16 protein-coding genes are annotated in these 17,046 nt (G+C 65.3%); 10 read left to right on the top strand and 6 right to left on the bottom strand.

Features of this window, described 5'->3' with window-relative positions; translation table 11 throughout:
• Window positions 1–8: 8 nt before the first annotated feature.
• The 3 genes from BAMB_RS31265 to BAMB_RS31255 all read right to left on the bottom strand — a co-directional run bounded on the left by BAMB_RS31265 (window position 9) and on the right by BAMB_RS31255 (window position 3,824).
• A complete protein-coding gene (locus tag BAMB_RS31265) occupies window positions 9–1,793 on the bottom strand; it encodes a histidine kinase (RefSeq protein WP_011661150.1) in 1,785 nt (594 codons plus the stop codon).
• Between the two features lie 78 nt (window positions 1,794–1,871).
• Window positions 1,872–3,281, bottom strand: coding sequence for a response regulator c-di-GMP phosphodiesterase, NosR family (gene nosR, locus BAMB_RS31260; RefSeq protein WP_011661149.1), 1,410 nt, complete (start codon window positions 3,279–3,281; stop codon window positions 1,872–1,874).
• 105 nt (window positions 3,282–3,386) lie between these two features.
• Entirely contained in the window at window positions 3,387–3,824 is a 438-nt protein-coding gene (locus tag BAMB_RS31255; protein ID WP_011661148.1) for a tetratricopeptide repeat protein, read from the bottom strand.
• A gap of 114 nt (window positions 3,825–3,938) precedes the next feature.
• Here BAMB_RS31255 and BAMB_RS35730 point away from each other — a divergent pair, with 114 nt between their 5' ends.
• The 3 genes from BAMB_RS35730 (at window position 3,939) to BAMB_RS31245 (ending at window position 5,279) form a co-directional block, all read left to right on the top strand.
• Window positions 3,939–4,160: a hypothetical protein gene (locus BAMB_RS35730; RefSeq protein WP_158380553.1), complete on the top strand. Its 222-nt coding sequence runs from the start codon at window positions 3,939–3,941 to the stop codon at window positions 4,158–4,160.
• On the top strand, window positions 4,157–4,450 hold the full coding sequence (locus BAMB_RS31250) for an antibiotic biosynthesis monooxygenase family protein (RefSeq protein WP_006753336.1): 294 nt from the start codon (window positions 4,157–4,159) through the stop codon (window positions 4,448–4,450). Before BAMB_RS35730 ends, BAMB_RS31250 begins: the two co-directional genes overlap by 4 nt.
• Window positions 4,451–4,544: 94 nt before the next feature.
• Window positions 4,545–5,279, top strand: coding sequence for an ABC transporter substrate-binding protein (locus BAMB_RS31245; RefSeq protein ID WP_011661146.1), 735 nt, complete (start codon window positions 4,545–4,547; stop codon window positions 5,277–5,279).
• Between the two features lie 84 nt (window positions 5,280–5,363).
• Here the strand turns inward: BAMB_RS31245 and BAMB_RS31240 are convergent, their stop codons facing one another.
• A complete protein-coding gene (locus BAMB_RS31240) occupies window positions 5,364–6,314 on the bottom strand; it encodes a LysR substrate-binding domain-containing protein (RefSeq protein ID WP_011661145.1) in 951 nt (316 codons plus the stop codon).
• 139 nt (window positions 6,315–6,453) lie between these two features.
• Between BAMB_RS31240 and BAMB_RS31235 the strand changes: the two genes are divergently transcribed.
• From BAMB_RS31235 to BAMB_RS31210, 7 genes are all read left to right on the top strand, one after another.
• Window positions 6,454–7,299 carry an HTD2 family dehydratase gene (locus BAMB_RS31235; protein ID WP_045555007.1) on the top strand — a complete coding sequence of 282 codons (846 nt, stop codon included), beginning with the start codon at window positions 6,454–6,456 and terminating at the stop codon, window positions 7,297–7,299.
• 30 nt (window positions 7,300–7,329) lie between these two features.
• Window positions 7,330–8,487 (top strand): acyl-CoA dehydrogenase family protein, encoded by a 1,158-nt coding sequence (locus tag BAMB_RS31230; RefSeq protein ID WP_011661143.1) that lies wholly within the window; start codon window positions 7,330–7,332, stop codon window positions 8,485–8,487.
• A 14-nt stretch (window positions 8,488–8,501) separates the two neighbouring features.
• The gene (locus BAMB_RS31225; protein WP_011661142.1) at window positions 8,502–9,680 is read left to right on the top strand and encodes a CaiB/BaiF CoA transferase family protein; all 1,179 of its coding nucleotides are present in this window, start codon (window positions 8,502–8,504) and stop codon (window positions 9,678–9,680) included.
• Window positions 9,681–9,780: 100 nt separating this feature from the next.
• A complete protein-coding gene (locus BAMB_RS31220) occupies window positions 9,781–11,169 on the top strand; it encodes an MFS transporter (RefSeq protein WP_011661141.1) in 1,389 nt (462 codons plus the stop codon).
• Window positions 11,170–11,408: 239 nt separating this feature from the next.
• Window positions 11,409–12,341 carry a hypothetical protein gene (locus BAMB_RS31215; protein WP_041491899.1) on the top strand — a complete coding sequence of 311 codons (933 nt, stop codon included), beginning with the start codon at window positions 11,409–11,411 and terminating at the stop codon, window positions 12,339–12,341.
• 251 nt (window positions 12,342–12,592) lie between these two features.
• Window positions 12,593–13,099, top strand: a complete 507-nt coding sequence (locus BAMB_RS35725) for a hypothetical protein (RefSeq protein WP_127456131.1) — start codon at window positions 12,593–12,595, stop codon at window positions 13,097–13,099.
• A 387-nt stretch (window positions 13,100–13,486) separates the two neighbouring features.
• Window positions 13,487–13,921, top strand: a complete 435-nt coding sequence (locus BAMB_RS31210) for a hypothetical protein (RefSeq protein ID WP_011661138.1) — start codon at window positions 13,487–13,489, stop codon at window positions 13,919–13,921.
• 468 nt (window positions 13,922–14,389) lie between these two features.
• Here the strand turns inward: BAMB_RS31210 and BAMB_RS31205 are convergent, their stop codons facing one another.
• Both BAMB_RS31205 and BAMB_RS31200 read right to left on the bottom strand, forming a co-directional pair.
• On the bottom strand, window positions 14,390–15,823 hold the full coding sequence (locus BAMB_RS31205) for a DEAD/DEAH box helicase (protein ID WP_041491809.1): 1,434 nt from the start codon (window positions 15,821–15,823) through the stop codon (window positions 14,390–14,392).
• A 155-nt stretch (window positions 15,824–15,978) separates the two neighbouring features.
• On the bottom strand, window positions 15,979–17,034 hold the full coding sequence (locus BAMB_RS31200; RefSeq protein WP_011661136.1) for an aldo/keto reductase: 1,056 nt from the start codon (window positions 17,032–17,034) through the stop codon (window positions 15,979–15,981).
• Window positions 17,035–17,046 lie beyond the last annotated feature (12 nt).

The following is a 17,046-nucleotide window of genomic DNA, read 5'->3' as shown; positions in this document are numbered from 1 at the left end:
CCTCGCGCTCACGCGCGCTGCCCGACTGCCGCCGTCTCGCTCACGCTCACGCTCTCGCTCGTCTCTGCGCGCCGGATTGGCAGCCGAATGCGGAAGGTCGTGCCGCGCCCCGGCTCGCTCGTCACGTCGATTGTGCCGCGGTGGCGCTCGACGATGCCGTGCGACACCGACAAGCCGAGCCCCGTGCCCTGCCCGACCGGCTTCGTCGTGAAGAACGGATCGAAGATCCGCCGCACGATGTCGGGCGTCATGCCGGTGCCGGTGTCACTGATCGCGATCGACACGTGTTCGTCGTCGCTCGACGTACGGATCGTGATCACGCCGCGCTCGGGAATCGCGTGCGCCGCGTTGACGAGCAGGTTCATGAAGACCTGGTTCAATTGCGACGGCAGGCATTCGACGGGCGGCACGTCGCCGTACTCGCGCACGATGTCGGCCTTGTACTTGAGTTCGTTGTGGACGACGTTGAGCGTGCTCTCGAGCCCCGCGTGGATGTCGGCCACGCACCATTCGCCGCTGCCCGGCCGCGAGAAATCGCGCAGGTCCTGCACGATCCGCCGCACCCGCAGCGCGCCGTCGATCGACTCGTCGATCAGCGTCGCGATCTCGTCGCGCACGTAGTCCAGATCGGCGGCGCGCCCCATCGCGGCCAGCGCGTCGCGTTGGGCGGGTTCCAGCTGCGGCAGCGCGGCCTCGTGCGCGGCGATCACGTCGAGCAGGCTGCGCACCCACGTCTTCAGCGTGTTGAGGTTCGCGCTGATGAAGCCGACCGGATTGTTGATCTCGTGCGCAACGCCGGCCGCGAGCTGGCCGATCGATGCGAGTTTTTCCGACTGCAGCAGCTGCACGTGCGTTTCCTCGAGTGCCCGCAGCAGGCGCCGCTGTTCGTCCTTCTCCTGCTCGAGCCGGATCTGCGCCGCCTTGCGCTCGTCGATCTCGGTCGCCATGTTTTCGCGGGTGCGCTGCAGCATCGCGGTCGTCTGCTCGTAGCGTCGCAACGCCGTTTCGAGTTCCGCGGTCCGCAATCGCACCAGCCGCTCGAGCGTATCCGTCATCCCGCGCAGAAAGGTCGTCCGCGCATCGAAACGGGACACCAGCAGCGTGACGATCAGCGTCGCCATCGTGAACAGGGCGATCGTCGTCGCAAGCCACGGCCCATCGATCCCGTTCGCCGCGCCGCATCGCGCATCCGGCGCGAAATGCGCGGCGGCCATCGCCGTGTAGTGCATGCCCGTGATGGCGACGCCCATGATCAGCGCCGCCCCGATGCGCAGCGCGGTCGCATGGCGCGCCTGTTGCACGCGCAGCGCCTGCGCCATCCAGAGCGCGGCGGTCGACGCGATCACCGCGATGCCGATCGACGCCGCGAACAGCGCGGGATCGTAGCGAATGCCGGGCGCCATGCGCATCGCGGCCATTCCCGTGTAATGCATCCCGACGATGCCGGCGCCCATCAGCGCGCCGCCCGCGAGCAGGCGCCGGCGGCTCAACCGCGCACGCGTGACGATGTTCAGCGCGAAATACGACACGAGCACCGCGATGACGAGCGACGCGACGGTATCCGGCAACGCATAGCCGAGCGGGATCGGCAGCGACAGCGCCAGCATGCCGACGAAATGCATCGACCAGATGCCGGTGCCCATCGCGGCCGCGCCGCCGCCCAGCCATGCGCGCTTGAGCTTCGGGTTGTCGAGCAGCGAAATGAACGCGGCCAGGTCGAGCGCCGTATAGGACGCCAGCGTCGCGATGACGAGCGACAGCAGGACAAGCAGCGGATCGTAGGTGCCATGCATGATCGAACCCTCGGTCGAGAGGAACGCGTTGCCGCGGCGCACGGACGATCGCGCGCCGCGGGCGTGCGGTGCGCGACGTCAGGCCGCCGGCGGCGCGTCGGCCGGCGCCTGCTTCGACGCGGCGGCACCGGTCAGCACCAGAATGTCGAACGATGTTCCTTCGCGCGCCTCGAAGCGACGCACGAGCTCGATCTGGTGCGCCGACATCACGCTGCCCTTCGTCATCAGCAGCACGCCGCGATGCGTGCGCAGATCGTCGGCGAGCTGCATCCCTTCGCGCAGCTGCGCGGACTGAACCTCCGCGACGGACGTCGCGATGCCGAGGCTCGCCGGATGCCGCATCAGTTCGATGAAGCGCGCGACGAGCAGCGGGTCGTAACGTACCCCGGCCTGCGAGTGCAGCACGTCGATCGCCTGCTCGACCGAATGCGGCGCACCGATCTCGCCGTTGCGCAGCCCTTCGAAATCGCGCGCGATCGCGACGATCCGCGAGCCGAGCGGGATCGCATCGCCCGTCAGGCCGTCCGGTGTGCCGCGCCCGTTGTATCGCTCGTACTGGTGCAGCACGATCGACGCGACCTTGTGCAACTGCGCGACCGGCGTGAGCACCATCTGCGCGCGCAGCGGATGCTGCTGGAACAGGCTGTGCTCGTCCGTCGTCATCTTCACGAGCGGCTTGTGCAGCAGCTCGTCGGGCAGCGACAGCTTGCCGATGCCGTGCAGCAGCCCCGCGAAATAGACGTCCTGCGCGTGCAGGTTGCTCATCCCGGCCGACAGCGCGAGATGCCGCGCGATCTCGCCGACGCGCATCGCATGGCCGCCGGCGGTCCCGCAGCGCAGCTCGATCATGCTCGCGCACACCTGGACCATCGCGGTGAAACTGCTTTTCAGGTCGGCCTGGGCCGCTTCGAGGAACATCACGGTTTGCGCGAGCTCCTCGGTGCGCGCGCGCACCTGTGTTTCGAGTTCCGTATTGAAGCGGCGCAGCGTTTCGTTCTGCGCTTCGGTCAATGCGGCGAGCCGCGCCGCTTCGGCGCGCAAGCGCCGCTGCTCGAGCGCCTGCTCGATCGTCATCAGCAGATCGTGGTCGTCCCACGGCTTGTTCAAGTAGCGGTACACGCCGCCTTCGTTGACGGCCTCCACGATCGACGCGATGTCGGAATAGCCGGTCAGCAGGATGCGCATCGTGTCCGGGTACAGCGAGCGGGCGCGCGACAGAAACGCCGCGCCGCTCATGTTCGGCATCCGCATGTCGGACACGATCAGGTCGACTTCGGTCGACGCCAGGATCTCGAGCGCCGCCTCGCCGCTGTCGGCGGTCAGGACGCCGTAGCGCGCGGGCCGCAACACGCGCTTGAGCGCGGACAGCACGCTCGGTTCATCGTCGACCAGCAGGATCGACGCAGCAGCAGCGGTGTCGCCGGACGCAGCTTCGGCGATCGTTTCGGGTAGTGCATCGTTCGCTCCGTTCATCGCGGATGTCGTCATAATTGGCCTCGGATCAATTGTCTTCACTACCTCTGTGACATCGGCCTGGGCCGCCGCTTCCACATCGGGGAAAACGCTGATCCGTGCGCGGAGCGAATGCCCGTGTCAGGGCGCCTTGATCCCTTCCGCCCGCGTGGCCAGGAACCGCAGGTATTTGTCGTCCTCGTCCTCGAACAGCTCCGGGCCGCCACCCATGTAGGCGCGCATCAACTCGTCCGCGGCACGGTCGAGATTGCCGAGCTCGAACTGGCACTGACCGAGCCTCAGGTGCAGAAACGGGTTGCCGATCGCATCGGGGAAATGCATCGCATGGCCGAGGTTGTCGCGTCCGGCCTCGTAGTCGGCTTGATGGAAATTCGTGTCGCCGATGGCTGCCATCAACCAGGTTCCGGCTTCCCAGTTGGTCCTGGGTTCGGGAAGCAGGTCGAACGCTTGCCAGTATTTTTCCAGCGCGCCTGCGTAGTCCCCGTCTTCGACCAACGCATCGCCCGCCTCGCTCAGCGCGCCGATCCGCTCGTAAAGCGCGTCGTCCAGTTCTGCCATGTCGAGCTCCTCTCTCCGGAATGAATGCAGCGTGGCAAGCGGGCGGCCTCGATGCCGGACTGCGCACGTCGATCGCCCCTCTTCTCCCGCACCGCATTGTGCACGTGAAGCGTCATGAAGTCAGCCGCCGCCTCGTGCGGATCGGCAAGCAGCAGGCCGATCGGCGTCAAGTGCTCGCGGCACCGCCTCGTCGCGATCGACGGCCTTGCGGTACACGATCACGCGGCGCGGCCGATCGAGATGCCGAATTACGGTATCGTTGCCGGATGCGTCGTGCGCGGCGCGCGTCGCGTCACGATCCGTTCGCATCTTTCAACCTGTATGGAGCATTCATGATTCTGGAAATGGCATCGCTCGAAATCGACCCGTCGCAGGCCGAGCCGTTCGAGGCGGCGGTTCGCCAGGCACTGCCGCTGTTCGCGCGGGCGCGCGGCTGCGGCGGCGCCGAGCTGCATCGCGTGATCGAGCGCAGCGGCGGCTACCTGCTCGTCGTCAAGTGGGACACCGTGGACGATCACATGGTGCATTTCCGGCAATCGGACGACTTCCAGGCATGGCGGCAGTTGGCCGGGCCGTTCTTCAAGAGCCCGCCGCAAGTCGTGCATACCGAAGTGGCGGTCAAGTAACCCCGCATACGCTCGATGCGCCGTCGCGCAGCCGTGCCATTCTCAAACCCCGAGCGCCTGTGCGACCGGCGCACCGATTCCCCGCGAGGTTTTCATGACCATCGACCCTTCCGTCCTTTCCGCGTTCACGCCGACCGGCAAGCTGCGCGCGTCGATCAATCTCGGCAACCCGATCCTCGCGAACCGCGACCCGGCCACCGGCGAGCCATTCGGCGTGTCGATCGACCTCGCGCGCGCGTTCGCCGAGCGGCTGTCGGCCGAGCTCGAACTCGTGGTGTTCGACACCGCCGGCAAGTCGGTGCAGGCGCTGACCGAAGAGCGCGCCGATTTCGGCTTCTTCGCGGTCGATCCGCTGCGCGGCGAAACGGTCGCGTTCACCGAGCCCTACGTGCTGATCGAAGGCTTCTATCTCGTGCGCGACGATTCGCCGATTCGCGGCAATGCGGACGTCGACCAGCCGCACAACCGCGTGACGGTCGGCAAGGGCAGCGCGTACGACCTGTTCCTCACGCGCGAGCTGAAAGCCGCGCAGATCGTGCGCGCGCCGACGTCGCAGGCCGTCGTGCAGACGTTCGTCGAACAGCAGCTCGAAATCGCGGCGGGCGTGAAGCAGCAACTCGAAGCCGATGCCGCGAAGACGCCAGGCCTGCGCCTGCTCGACGAGCGCTTCATGGTGATCCGCCAGGCGATGGGCGTACCGAAGAGCCGCGGCGAAGCTGCGGCCGCGTTGCTCGGCGCGTTCGTCGAGGAGATGAAGGCGTCGGGATTCGTCGCGGATGCGTTGAAGCGCCACGGGATCACGGGCGCGTCGGTCGCGCCGTTGGTGTGATCGGGATCGGCGTTTGGCTGACGCAACCGCGGTGCCGGTCAGGTTGCGCATAGGCTCGCGAACCCAGCCCGCGCACCCCACCCGTCACGCCGGCGTGGCATCACCCGCGCGCAGCGTGATGCCCGTCCACGCGCCGCTCGCGGCCAGTTCGCCGATCAGCTCGACGATCGTTTGCCGCACGGCCAGCGCGGCGGAATTGACGGGGGACGTGTTCGACCAGCACAGGCTCGCGGGCCGGCGAATCTCCGGCTCGACGATCCGGCGCATCTTCGGCCGGCTCGCCGGCTCGCGCGACGCCAGCGCGGAAGCAGGCAGAATCGTGCACGCGAGGCCCGCCTGCGCGAGCGATATCATCGTCGGCAGCGAATCGATATCCGCGACGATATTCAGCGGCACTTCTTCACGCGCGAACGTGCGCTCGAGCAACAGGCGCAGCCCGTTCTGCACGCCCGGCGCGACGAGCGGCACGCCGGCGAGCGACGCGAGGGAACAGGTTCGCGCGCGCGACGGCACCGCGCCGCCCGGCTCGCCGAGCAGATACAGCACCTCGTCGAACAACGGCATCGCGGTAATGCCGGTGGTGTTCGATTCGCGGAACAGGATCGCGAGGTCGAGCCGCCCGTTCGCCAGCAGCTCGTTGATGAAGCCGCTCATGGTCTCGATGTACTGCAGCCGGATGCCCGGATAACGCGCCCGGATTCGTTCGAACAGCGGCACCGCGAGGATCGACGTCATCGTGGTCGGAAACCCCACCGCGACCGTGCCCGACTCGCTGCCCGCGCCTTCCCGCACTTCCTGACGCAGTTGCTCCATCTGCCGCAGCACGAGCCGCGCATGGCGGTACAGCGCCTGCCCGGCCGCCGTCGGCTTCACGCCCTGCGGGCTGCGCACCAGCAGCGCGACGCCGAGGTCGCCTTCGAGCTTCGCGATCTGCTGGCTCAGCGACGGCTGCGCGACGAAGAGTTTTTCGGCCGCTTTCCCGAGGCTCCCGTATTCCACGATGCTGACGAAGTAGCGGAGCTGACGGATGTCCATGGCGGTTCGATCGAAGCGAAAGCCATAGGGTACCCCTATGACGGGTACATTCAAACGGTATTTCCGTCGCGCCCGCGCTTCACCTACAGTCACTTCATGCCCAGTCAGAAGCGCCGGCCGCCCGGCGATGGAGGTGACAGTGAATGCTTCCCGGTCGAATGCCAGTGACGATGTCCGGCAAGTCACGACGGACCTCATCAGCGCCGAACGTGCAGTCGCACTCGCGGCCACGCTCGACCACCCGATCGTTCCCGCCGCCGGCGATGCGTTGCCGCCCGCGTGGCACTGGCTGTATTTCTGGTCGATCGCGCCGCAGGCCGAGCTCGGCCCCGACGGCCATCCGCGCAAGGGCGGCTTCCTGCCGGACCTCGGGCTGCCGCGCCGCATGTGGGCCGGCGGCCGGCTGACGTTCGAACGGCCGCTGCCGATCGGCGCGATCGCAACGCGCACGTCGCGCGTGCTGTCGGTCGAGCGCAAGGAAGGCCGCAGCGGCACGCTCGGCTTCGTGACCGTCGAGCACGTGATCGAAGCCGCGGGCGAAGTCGCGATCCGCGATGAACACGACATCGTCTATCGCGGCGCGGCGGCGCCCGGCACCGTCGCGCCCCCGCCGAAGGCCGCGCCCGAGCATGCGCAATGGCGGCGCGACATCACGCCGGACGAAGTGATGCTGTTCCGCTATTCCGCGCTGACCTTCAACGGCCATCGCATTCATTACGACCGCACCTACGTGCGCGACGTCGAAGGCTATCCGGACCTCGTCGTGCACGGCCCGCTGATCTCGACGCTGCTGCTCGACCTCGTCACGCGCTCGCTGCCCGGCGCGACGATCAGCGAATACGCGTATCGCGCGGTGCGGCCGACCTTTCTCGGCCACCCCTTCAGCGTGTGCGGCCGCCTCGCCGACGACGGCAAGACCGTCGAACTCTGGGCGAACGACCACGACGGCTGGCTGACCATGTCCGCGAGCGCGACCCTCGCCTGACCCATTCCGACGCTTTCCCCGATACGACGCATGAACCCTACCGACGCGTACCAAGACATTCGCGAAGCCGTTCGCGACCTGTGCGGCGAGTTTCCCGCCGACTATTTCCGCGGGATCGATGAAGCGCGCGGCTATCCCGAAGCGTTCGTCGACGCGCTGACGAAAGCCGGCTGGCTCGCCGCGCTGATTCCGCAGGAATACGGCGGCTCCGGCCTTGGGCTGACCGAGGCGTCGGTGATCATGGAGGAAATCAATCGCGCGGGCGGCAACTCCGGCGCGTGCCACGGCCAGATGTACAACATGGGCACGCTGCTGCGCCACGGCTCGGCCGAACAGAAGCAGCGCTATCTGCCGAAGATCGCGAGCGGCGAGCTGCGCCTGCAGTCGATGGGCGTGACCGAGCCGACCACCGGCACCGACACGACCAAGATCAAGACGACCGCCGTGCGCAAGGGCGACCGCTACGTGATCAACGGCCAGAAGGTGTGGATCTCGCGCGTGCAGCACTCCGACCTGATGGTCCTGCTCGCGCGCACGACGCCGCTGTCGGACGTGCAGAAGAAGTCGGAGGGGATGTCGATCTTCATCGTCGATCTGCATCACGCGATCGGCAACGGGATGACCGTGCGCCCGATTCCGAACATGGTCAACCACGAGACGAACGAGCTGTTCTTCGACAACCTTGAAATCCCCGCCGAGAACCTGATCGGCGACGAAGGCCAGGGCTTCCGGTACATCCTCGACGGACTCAACGCCGAACGCACGCTGATCGCCGCCGAATGCATCGGCGACGGCTACTGGTTCGTCGACAAGGTGTCGCAGTACGTGAAGGATCGCGTCGTGTTCGGCCGCCCGATCGGCCAGAACCAGGGCGTGCAGTTTCCGATCGCCCGCGCGTTCGTCAACGTCGAGGCCGCGAGCCTGATGCGCTTCGAGGCCGCGCGCCGGTTCGACGCGCACGAACCGTGCGGCGCGCAGGCGAACATGGCGAAGCTGCTCGCGGCCGACGCGTCGTGGGAAGCCGCGAACGCGTGCCTGCAGTTCCATGGCGGCTTCGGCTTCGCGTGCGAATACGACGTCGAGCGCAAGTTCCGCGAAACGCGCCTGTACCAGGTCGCGCCGATCTCGACGAACCTGATCCTGTCGTATGTCGCGGAGCACATCCTCGGCCTGCCGCGGTCGTTCTGACGGGAGCGACGAGCATGCGTCCACTCGAAGGCATCAAGGTCGTCACGTTCGAGCATGCGATCGCCGCGCCGTTCTGCACGCGTCAGCTCGCGGATCTCGGCGCGCGCGTGATCAAGATCGAACGGCCGGGCGTCGGCGATTTCGCGCGAGGCTACGACGAACGCGTGTCGGGACTCGCGTCGCACTTCGTGTGGACCAACCGCTCGAAGGAAAGCATCACGCTCGACGTCAAGCAGCCCGCGGCGCTCGACGTCGTGCACAAGCTGCTCGCGGATGCCGACGTGTTCGTGCAGAACCTCGCCCCCGGCGCGACGCAACGCCTGGGGCTCGACTACGACGCGCTGCGCGCGCGCTATCCGCGGCTGATCGTCTGCGACATCTCCGGCTACGGGCTCGACGGGCCGTTTCGCGACAAGAAGGCATACGACCTGCTGATCCAGAGTGAATCCGGATTCCTGAGCATTACCGGCTCCGACGGCGAGCCGGCCAAGGCCGGCTGCTCGATCGCCGATATCGCGGCGGGCATGTATGCGTATTCGAACATCCTCGCCGCGCTGATCGCGCGCGGCCGCACCGGAGGCGGCCGGCACATCGACGTGTCGATGCTCGAAAGCATGGTCGAGTGGATGAGCTATCCGCTCTACTACGCGATCGACGGCCAGCCGCCGCCGCGGCAAGCCGGCGCGTCGCACGCGACGATCTTTCCGTACGGTCCGTTCAAGGCCGGCGACGGCCACACCGTGATGCTGGGCCTGCAGAACGAGCGCGAATGGAAAAGCTTCTGCGAGACCGTGCTTCGCATGCCCGAGCTCGCGGCCGACGCGCGCTTCGGGTCGAACAGCCGCCGCGTCGCGAACCGCGACGAGCTGGCATCCGTCATCGTCCGCGCATTCTCGACGCTGACGGCCGCCGACGTGATCGACCGGCTCGAGCAGGCCGGCATCGCGAACGCGCGGATGAACGACATGCACGGCGTGTGGACGCATGAGCAGCTCGCCGCCCGGCACCGCTGGACGCGGGTCGACACGCCCGCCGGCGAGATCCCCGCGCTGCTGCCGCCCGGCATCGCACCGAGCGACGAGCCGCGCATGGATCCCGTGCCGGCGCTCGGACAGCATACCGACGCCGTGCTACGCGAGCTCGGCTATGCCGATGAACAGATTCACGCGTTGCATGCGTCCGGCGCTGTCTGACCGGGCCTTTCCGCGCTGAGCGAAGCGCGCCCCTCATCACACTATCGAAGCGTCTCCGCGTCTGGTCAGCAGACGCGAGAGCGCCACATCTGGAGACATCATGGCGAACACCGTCAATGCCGCCGGCCGGCTCGACCGGCTGCCCGTTTCAAGGTTCCACTGGAAGATACTTGGATTGATCGCCGGCGGCGCGTTCCTCGACGCATTCGACATCTATCTCGCCAACGGCTCGGTCGCGTCGATGGTCAAGGACGGCTTCACCGATCTGCGCCATGGCGCGATGTTCGTGTCGTCGACGTTCGTCGGGATGATGATCGGCGCGTTCGTCGCGGGGTATGTCGGTGACCGGCTCGGGCGGCGGTATTCGTATCAGCTCAATCTCGCGGTGTTCGGGCTCGCGTCGATCGCCGCGTGTTTTGCGCCCGACATCGAATGGTTGATCGTGCTGCGGTTCATCATGGGGATCGGGCTCGGCGCGGAACTGGTCGTTGCAGCCGGGACGCTCGCCGAGTTCGTGCCGCCCGACACGCGCGGGAAGTGGGTGTCGCTGCTGGCGATCATTACCAACAGTGGGCTCTTCGCCGCGCTGGCCGCGGGGTACTGGATCATTCCGCATCTCGGCTGGCGCTATATGTTCGCGCTGGCCGGTATCGGTGCGCTGGTCGTGTGGTTCATGCGCAAGCGGATGCCGGAATCGCCGCGCTGGCTCGAATCCGTCGGGCGGCTCGACGAGGCGGAGGCGACGCTTGCTGCGATCGAGCAGGAGGTGAGCCAGCAGGTCGGCGCGCTGCCGCCGGTGCGGCGCACCATTGATCTGCATGTCGGGAAGGTGCCGCTCGGCGTGCTGTTTTCGAAGGGGATGCGTGGGCGGATGGCGGTTGCCGCGTTGACCGCGATCGGCGTGAACGTCGGGCTCTATGGCTTCATTGCATGGCTGCCAACGTTTTTCGTCACGCAGGGGTTGTCGGTCGTCAAGTCGCTCGGGTTCGTGTTCCTGATGTCGATCGGGTCGCCGGTCGGCGGGTTGATCGGGTATCTGATCGCGGACCGGATCGGCCGTGCGCGGGGAATCGTGATCGCTTCGATTCTCAGCATCGCGCTCGGCTGGCTGTATGTGTCGCTGCGCGATACCACGGCGATCATTCTGGTCGGGTTCTGTCTCGTCAGTGCGATCTATACGATCACGACGCTCGGGCTGTTTGGGTATATCCCGGAGCTGTTTCCGACCGAGGTGCGGCTGCGTGGCACGGGCGTCGCGGGGATGTGCGGGCGGATGTCGTCGATCGGGACGCCCGCGCTGGCACTCGCGCTCTATCAGGCGTTCGGCGTGTCGGGCGTGATCGCGATGGTCAGCGCGACACTCGGCGTGCTGTGCGTCGCGATCGGGTTGCTGCGGGTCGAAACGGGGCGGCAAGCGCTGGAGGAAGTCGCACCGGGGACGAGCGACGCGGATGGCGCGGCGGTCGCGCCGCGGGTGACCCAAGTTTGATCGGCGAAGATGTATCGGCGTACCGGCCGACGCGCGTCACCCGACTACCCACGCGTGACCGGCCGCTGAACGATCGGCTGAAATCCTAATGTCATCTCCGCGACGCGCGCCATAGTATTAGCAGGAATCGATCGGCGTCGGGATAGCCGCATGCGCGCCGCTCGCGCAAGCCGCGGCCGCGATCGAGGTGTACAGGTGCGATGGGCCCGCCCATCGGAGTCGTCAGCCGGAGCACGTTGATGAGCAAGCGTGACCGAAACCCAGCGAGCGCCGCGCTACGCAGGAAGGCGTGGATGTTGATCGTTCTGGCGGCCTGTTGGCTGCCGTGCGTGGGGTTGTGGGCTGGAACCTCCGACGACGCCACCCGTTTGCGCGCGCTCTACCAGAATCTGAAACCGCAGCTCGATAACAACGCGTTTCATCGGCGAATGTATCTGGATTCACAGGAGTCGTTCTCCACGGTCACGGGCGAAGTGTACGCAGAAGTGGACTACCCGTTCGCGACCGTCAGCAACGTTCTGGATTACCAGTCGCAGGGCCTGGCCAACTGGTGCGAGCTGTTGATCCTGCATCCGAACATCAAGTACTGCCGTGCGCCCGGCACGAATAGCGACAACATGCTGGCCCTGAATATCAGCAAACGGGAAGCCGCCGCGGAGCTCCCGGCCACCTACCGCCTGTATTTCCGTTACGACGCGGCGGCTCGGGCCCCGGGATACTTCAAGGTCAAACTCCACGCCGACAGCGGACCGTTGAACACCCGGGATTATCAGATTGTCCTGGAAGCGGTGCAGCTCGGTAGCAACCGCACGTTCCTGCATCTGACCTATGCATTCAGCTATGGCCTGGTCGGGCGCCTTGCGATGAAAAGCTTTCTGGCAACGTTTGACCGCGGCAAGATCGGCTTCACAAACGTCGCAGGTCCGTCCGCGGCACAAGCGGAATACGTCGACGGCATACGAGGCCTCGTGGAGCGCAACACCATGCGCTACTACCTCGCCATCGACGCCTATCTTGCCACCCTATCGAGCCCGCCCGACAAGCAGCTCGAGCAACGCCTGAGCACGTGGTTCAATTCCAGCGAGCAATATGCGCGGCAGCTGCACGAAATCGACCGACAGCAGTACTTGCGGATGAAACAGGACGAATACCGGCGCCAGCAGACGGAGTAGCGGGCGGCGAAGCGCCGGCGGACAGCACCGGAATGTTCGCGCCGAGCCGCCATGAAAAGCGGACGCATCGCCGTGACGCCCGCGATCCGACGCTCGTGACGCATGGTTTAAATGTATAAGGGTGGACTAACCGAACAGGCAGCGTCAGGTCGTCTGACTCGGTTCGGCCAATTTCAGACGTTAGACGCGACCACTTAATTGGTCGACAATTGGATCTACCTCCTACTTGCGCAACATGCTCGGGTACCGACATGAAATCGCTGTCCCCTTCCGATTGTTCGACGTGGCTGAAAAACGAAGAATGTATTGAAGCGCCGTACGGGAAGGCCGGACTAGGCCAAACATCGTATTTGCAATTCGCAGTGCCGAAAAACGATGGGGCCGCTTCCGTGATTGCCGACGGCATTCGCAGCTATCTTGAACCGCCGAGAACCTGTTTGCTCCAGGTCACGGATTGGTCGAGGTATGGGGAGCTTGAGAATTCACTATTGGAGGAAATGGAATCGACATGCTCCGGCAAGCTAAACCCGTGGGACGGCTTTGGCCAACTCTTCGAGGCCAGCGAAGCAGATGACGTGCTTGCGTGTTGCGCCACAGTGCTTCGTTGCGGCATGAGCGCATACATCTACATACCGCTAAGAGCCACATTTCTTCTTTGGGAGGGGGATCTTGTCGATGTTTGGGCTAGCGCATCTGTGGCACGGAATCAGTTTCTGCAGCGCTTAAGAAGCGAAGGGATACGCATTACAAGCAGCTAAATGGTGACTGCACAGATGTTTAGAAGCGAATGAACGACGGCTATCGGTCGATACCACTGACCGCAGTGGGTCGATCTGCGTCGGTCGCGTGCGCTGGGCGGCGGCCCGCCGAGTTCGGCCACACGCGGTCGTTCGACATCGACTTTCCAATCGTGATCGACGGACTTGTAGCGCAGCGCTGAATGCTTTTGTCGATTATTGACAACACCACACTCCGTCTCGGAATACTGTTGATCCATCTAGCCCGGTATGATTGCGGTTTTCACGTCCGTCGTCGGGACAGTGGGCGGGGTCGAGGGACTCTTTGTGCATCCAGCGAATTGCTCTACGATTTTCATTGCTTGCTGATACAAGAGCCGAGCGTTTTTCTCATCGAAGCGGAAACTCATGAACCGCCGATTCAAATCATGGTTGCTGGCGTTCGTAACGAGCGCCGTCTCTGCCGGCATTGTGACAACGTTGAATCTGGTGCTCGCAACACCGGAACAGCCGCAGCCCGCTTGGTTGATCGAATTGCATGCGGCGTGTGCGTTCGTCGGCGCGTTTGCGATCACTCGCTTCATTCAGGGCACTCCCGCGTCATTGAAGGGGCCCACCACTCGCTCCACTGTTGCGCAAGGCGTTGTTGCCGATACTAGAATTGGCACCGTGAACTTCGTCGTGCCAGGAAACAGCGCGTTTTTTTCGCCAACACGTTGCCTCATGATTCTCTGCTTTGTGCTGTGCCTCATGGTGCAATTCATCCAGGTTGGCAAGCTGGCTGACGACGCAAGCGGTTCGCCCGCCGGCAACAGCCAGCAAATACGGAGGCTGACTACATGACGTCAATCGGCAAGCGGCGCTGCTATGAACCATCGGCGACCGCAGACGTCCCGGAAGCAAATAGTCGCGCAGGTCAGCTTGGATTCGCCGCAATGATCTCCTTGCAAGCCCAACATCTCATCTGAGCCGAGGTTGGGGGGCGTGGCTCAGTCCGGCGTTAAACGATGTGTCTGGTTGACCAGCGTCCGCTTTTGAGAATTCCCACTGACCGCTTCGGGTCGATCACGGCCCTTGATGAAGTGACGGCCGAGCAATCTCAGACCTGATCTGACGCTGACTGAGAGATTAGGTCTTGACTTGCACGGTTTAAACGTCCGTTCGGCCGCCAAGTTGTAAGCGATCCCGGATTCAGTGCGCCCTTGCCGGCCAACCCGAGGTGCGGCGAAGCCGCGCCACCCGCCCGCGGACCTCAAATCACCCGTCCTTTCTATGGCCTGCGTAAGCCGCCTAACGAATCAGCGTTAGTGGTTAGTGTTTACCGCGACCACCCGCAGGCTTCCCGGCCGGCTTGCGCGCGCCCGCAACCGCCTTGCCAGCGGGTTTGCCTTTGCCGCGCGGCTTTTGCACGCTGAACGGGCTACCGTTCAACACGCTTGCGCCCTTGCCCGCGGCTCCGCCACCCTTGCGCTTGCCGTCACCGCCTTGCGGCTGCGGCTTTTTCCCGGCCACCGGCGTGGCCGCCGCCCCACCTTGCGGCACTTTGGGCTTCTTCGGCTTTTTAGGCTTCTTGATGATCTGCCCGGTCGAACTGGTTTCCGGCACGCGGTGTTCCGCTTCAAACCCCGGCTCTTCTTCCCGGCGCAGCGTCTGCCCGATCAGCGCCTCGATCGCGGCCAGTTGCGGGGCTTCATCCGCACACACGAGAGACACCGCCACGCCGCTCGCGCCCGCGCGCCCGGTACGCCCGATCCGGTGCACGTAATCCTGCGCGACGATCGGCAGATCGACGTTGATCACCAGCGGCAAGTCATCGATATCCAGCCCGCGCGCCGCCACATCGGTGGCGACCAGCATCTGCACTTCGCCCGTCTTGAAGCGCTCGAGCGCACGCAGCCGCGCCGGTTGCGGTTTGTCGCCGTGGATCGTGTCGACCGCATAGCCGGCCTCGTCCAGCATGGCCGCCAGATACTCCACGCCATTGCGGGTCTTGACGAACACCAGCGCGTGATCCCAGTTGTTCTCGGCCACCAGGTGCATGAAGAGGTCCGGCTTGTTGCGCTTGTCGACCGTCACCACCCATTGCTTGATCTTGCTCCCCGTGACATTGGGCGGGCTGACGCTGATATTGACCGGGCTGCGCAGAATGCTCGCCGCCATCGTACGGATATCGTCGGTAAACGTCGCGGAGAACAGCAGGGTCTGGCGCTGAACCGGCAGCGCGGCAAAGACGGCATTGAGCTCGCGCGCGAAGCCCAGATCGAGCATGCGGTCGGCCTCGTCCAGCACCAGCGTTTCGACCTGATCGAACTGCACCGCATTCTGGCGGTTGAGATCCAGCAGACGGCCCGGCGTCGCAACGAGCACGTCGACGCCTTTGCGCAACTTCATCATCTGCGGGTTGATGCTGACGCCGCCATAGGCGGCCAGGAATCGCAAGTCGAGGCCCTTGCCGTACGCGACGAAGCTTTGCAGCACCTGCTCGGCCAGCTCACGCGTCGGCACCAGCACCAGAACCCGCGCGCGATTGCTGGACACCGCCGGGCCCTGCTGCACGAGCCGCTGCAACAGCGGCAGCGCGAAACCCGCAGTCTTGCCCGTGCCGGTCTGCGCGCCGGCCATCACGTCCTTGCCGCCGAGCACAGCGGGAATCGCCTTGACCTGCACCGGCGTAGGGGTCTGGTAATTGAGGTCCTGCAGATTACGCAGCAAGGGATCGATCAGGCCGAGCGAGGCAAAAGACATGGACGTGTTCCGGGCTAAAACCGCAATTCTAGCGGTTGGCGCGCTGACCGGCTTCCTGTTGAGCGCGAACGCGAGCGCGATTACGGGGCAGCAGATCGTCATGTGTGGCGGTGCGTCGCTTTAACGCGAGCGGATGGACCGGGGCGTCGCCGATCCTAGTTCGACACGACGCGCGCGAACGGCTTGGGCCGCCTGCCCGACTCCTGACGATCGATCATCCAGCCCGGGTAACACGGAGGCAAAGCACTCACGGCGTCGAGACGCGCCAGCTCGTCGTCGGTCAGGACGACATCGACCGCGCCGAGATTGTCTTCGAGCTGTTCGACCCGCTTGGCACCGATGATGACGCTCGTGACATGCGGCTTGGCGAGTAACCACGCGAGCGCGATCCGGGCGACCGACACATCTCGCGCGTCGGCGATGGCGCGCATCGCCGCGACGCACGGCCACGCCCGGTCAAGATCGACCGGCGGAAAATCGAAATGGCTGCGCCGCGCACCTTCTTCTGTTGGCGCCCCCGGACCAAACTTCCCCGACAGCAAACCGCCGGCGAGCGGCGACCAGACGAGCAGCCCCATCCGCTCCTCGATCGCGAGCGGCACCAGTTCGCGCTCCACGTCGCGTCCGGCGATCGAATAGTAGGCCTGGAGCGTCTCGAAGCGCGTCGCGCGCAGCGCTTCGCTGAGTCCGAGCGCCTTGCCGATCTTGCCTGCGCGCCAGTTCGAGACACCGACATAGCGCACCAGCCCCTGGCGCGTCAGATCGTCGAGCGCCCGCAGCGTCTCTTCGATCGGCGTGACGGAATCGTTCGCGTGGATCTGGTAAAGGTCGATATGATCGACCTGCAGCCGTTCCAGGCTTCGCTGCACCGAATCCATGATGTGGCCGCGCGACGCGCCCTGATCGTTGGGCTTCGGTCCCATCACGCCGGCCGTCTTGGTCGCCAGCACGATCTCGCCGCGCGGGACGCCGAGGTCCCGGAGCGCTTGTCCGACGAGGCGTTCGGCGTGGCCAAAGGAGTAAATATCGGCGGTATCGATGAAGTTGATGCCGGCGGCCAGTGCGCGGGCGATCAATCGGGTCGCGTCGTCCTGACCGACCGCGCCAATCGCCGCCCACATGCCGGCATCGGCATTGCCGCCCAGCGTCATCGTGCCGAGACACAGCTCGGAGACATACAGGCCGGTGCGGCCCAGTTGTTTGTATTGCATGAGCGTTTCCTT

Origin of the sequence: Burkholderia ambifaria AMMD, from assembly GCF_000203915.1 — a bacterium.
GTDB classification, from domain to species: Bacteria; Pseudomonadota; Gammaproteobacteria; order Burkholderiales; family Burkholderiaceae; genus Burkholderia; species Burkholderia ambifaria.
This window is presented reverse-complemented; position numbering and strand designations above follow the sequence as displayed.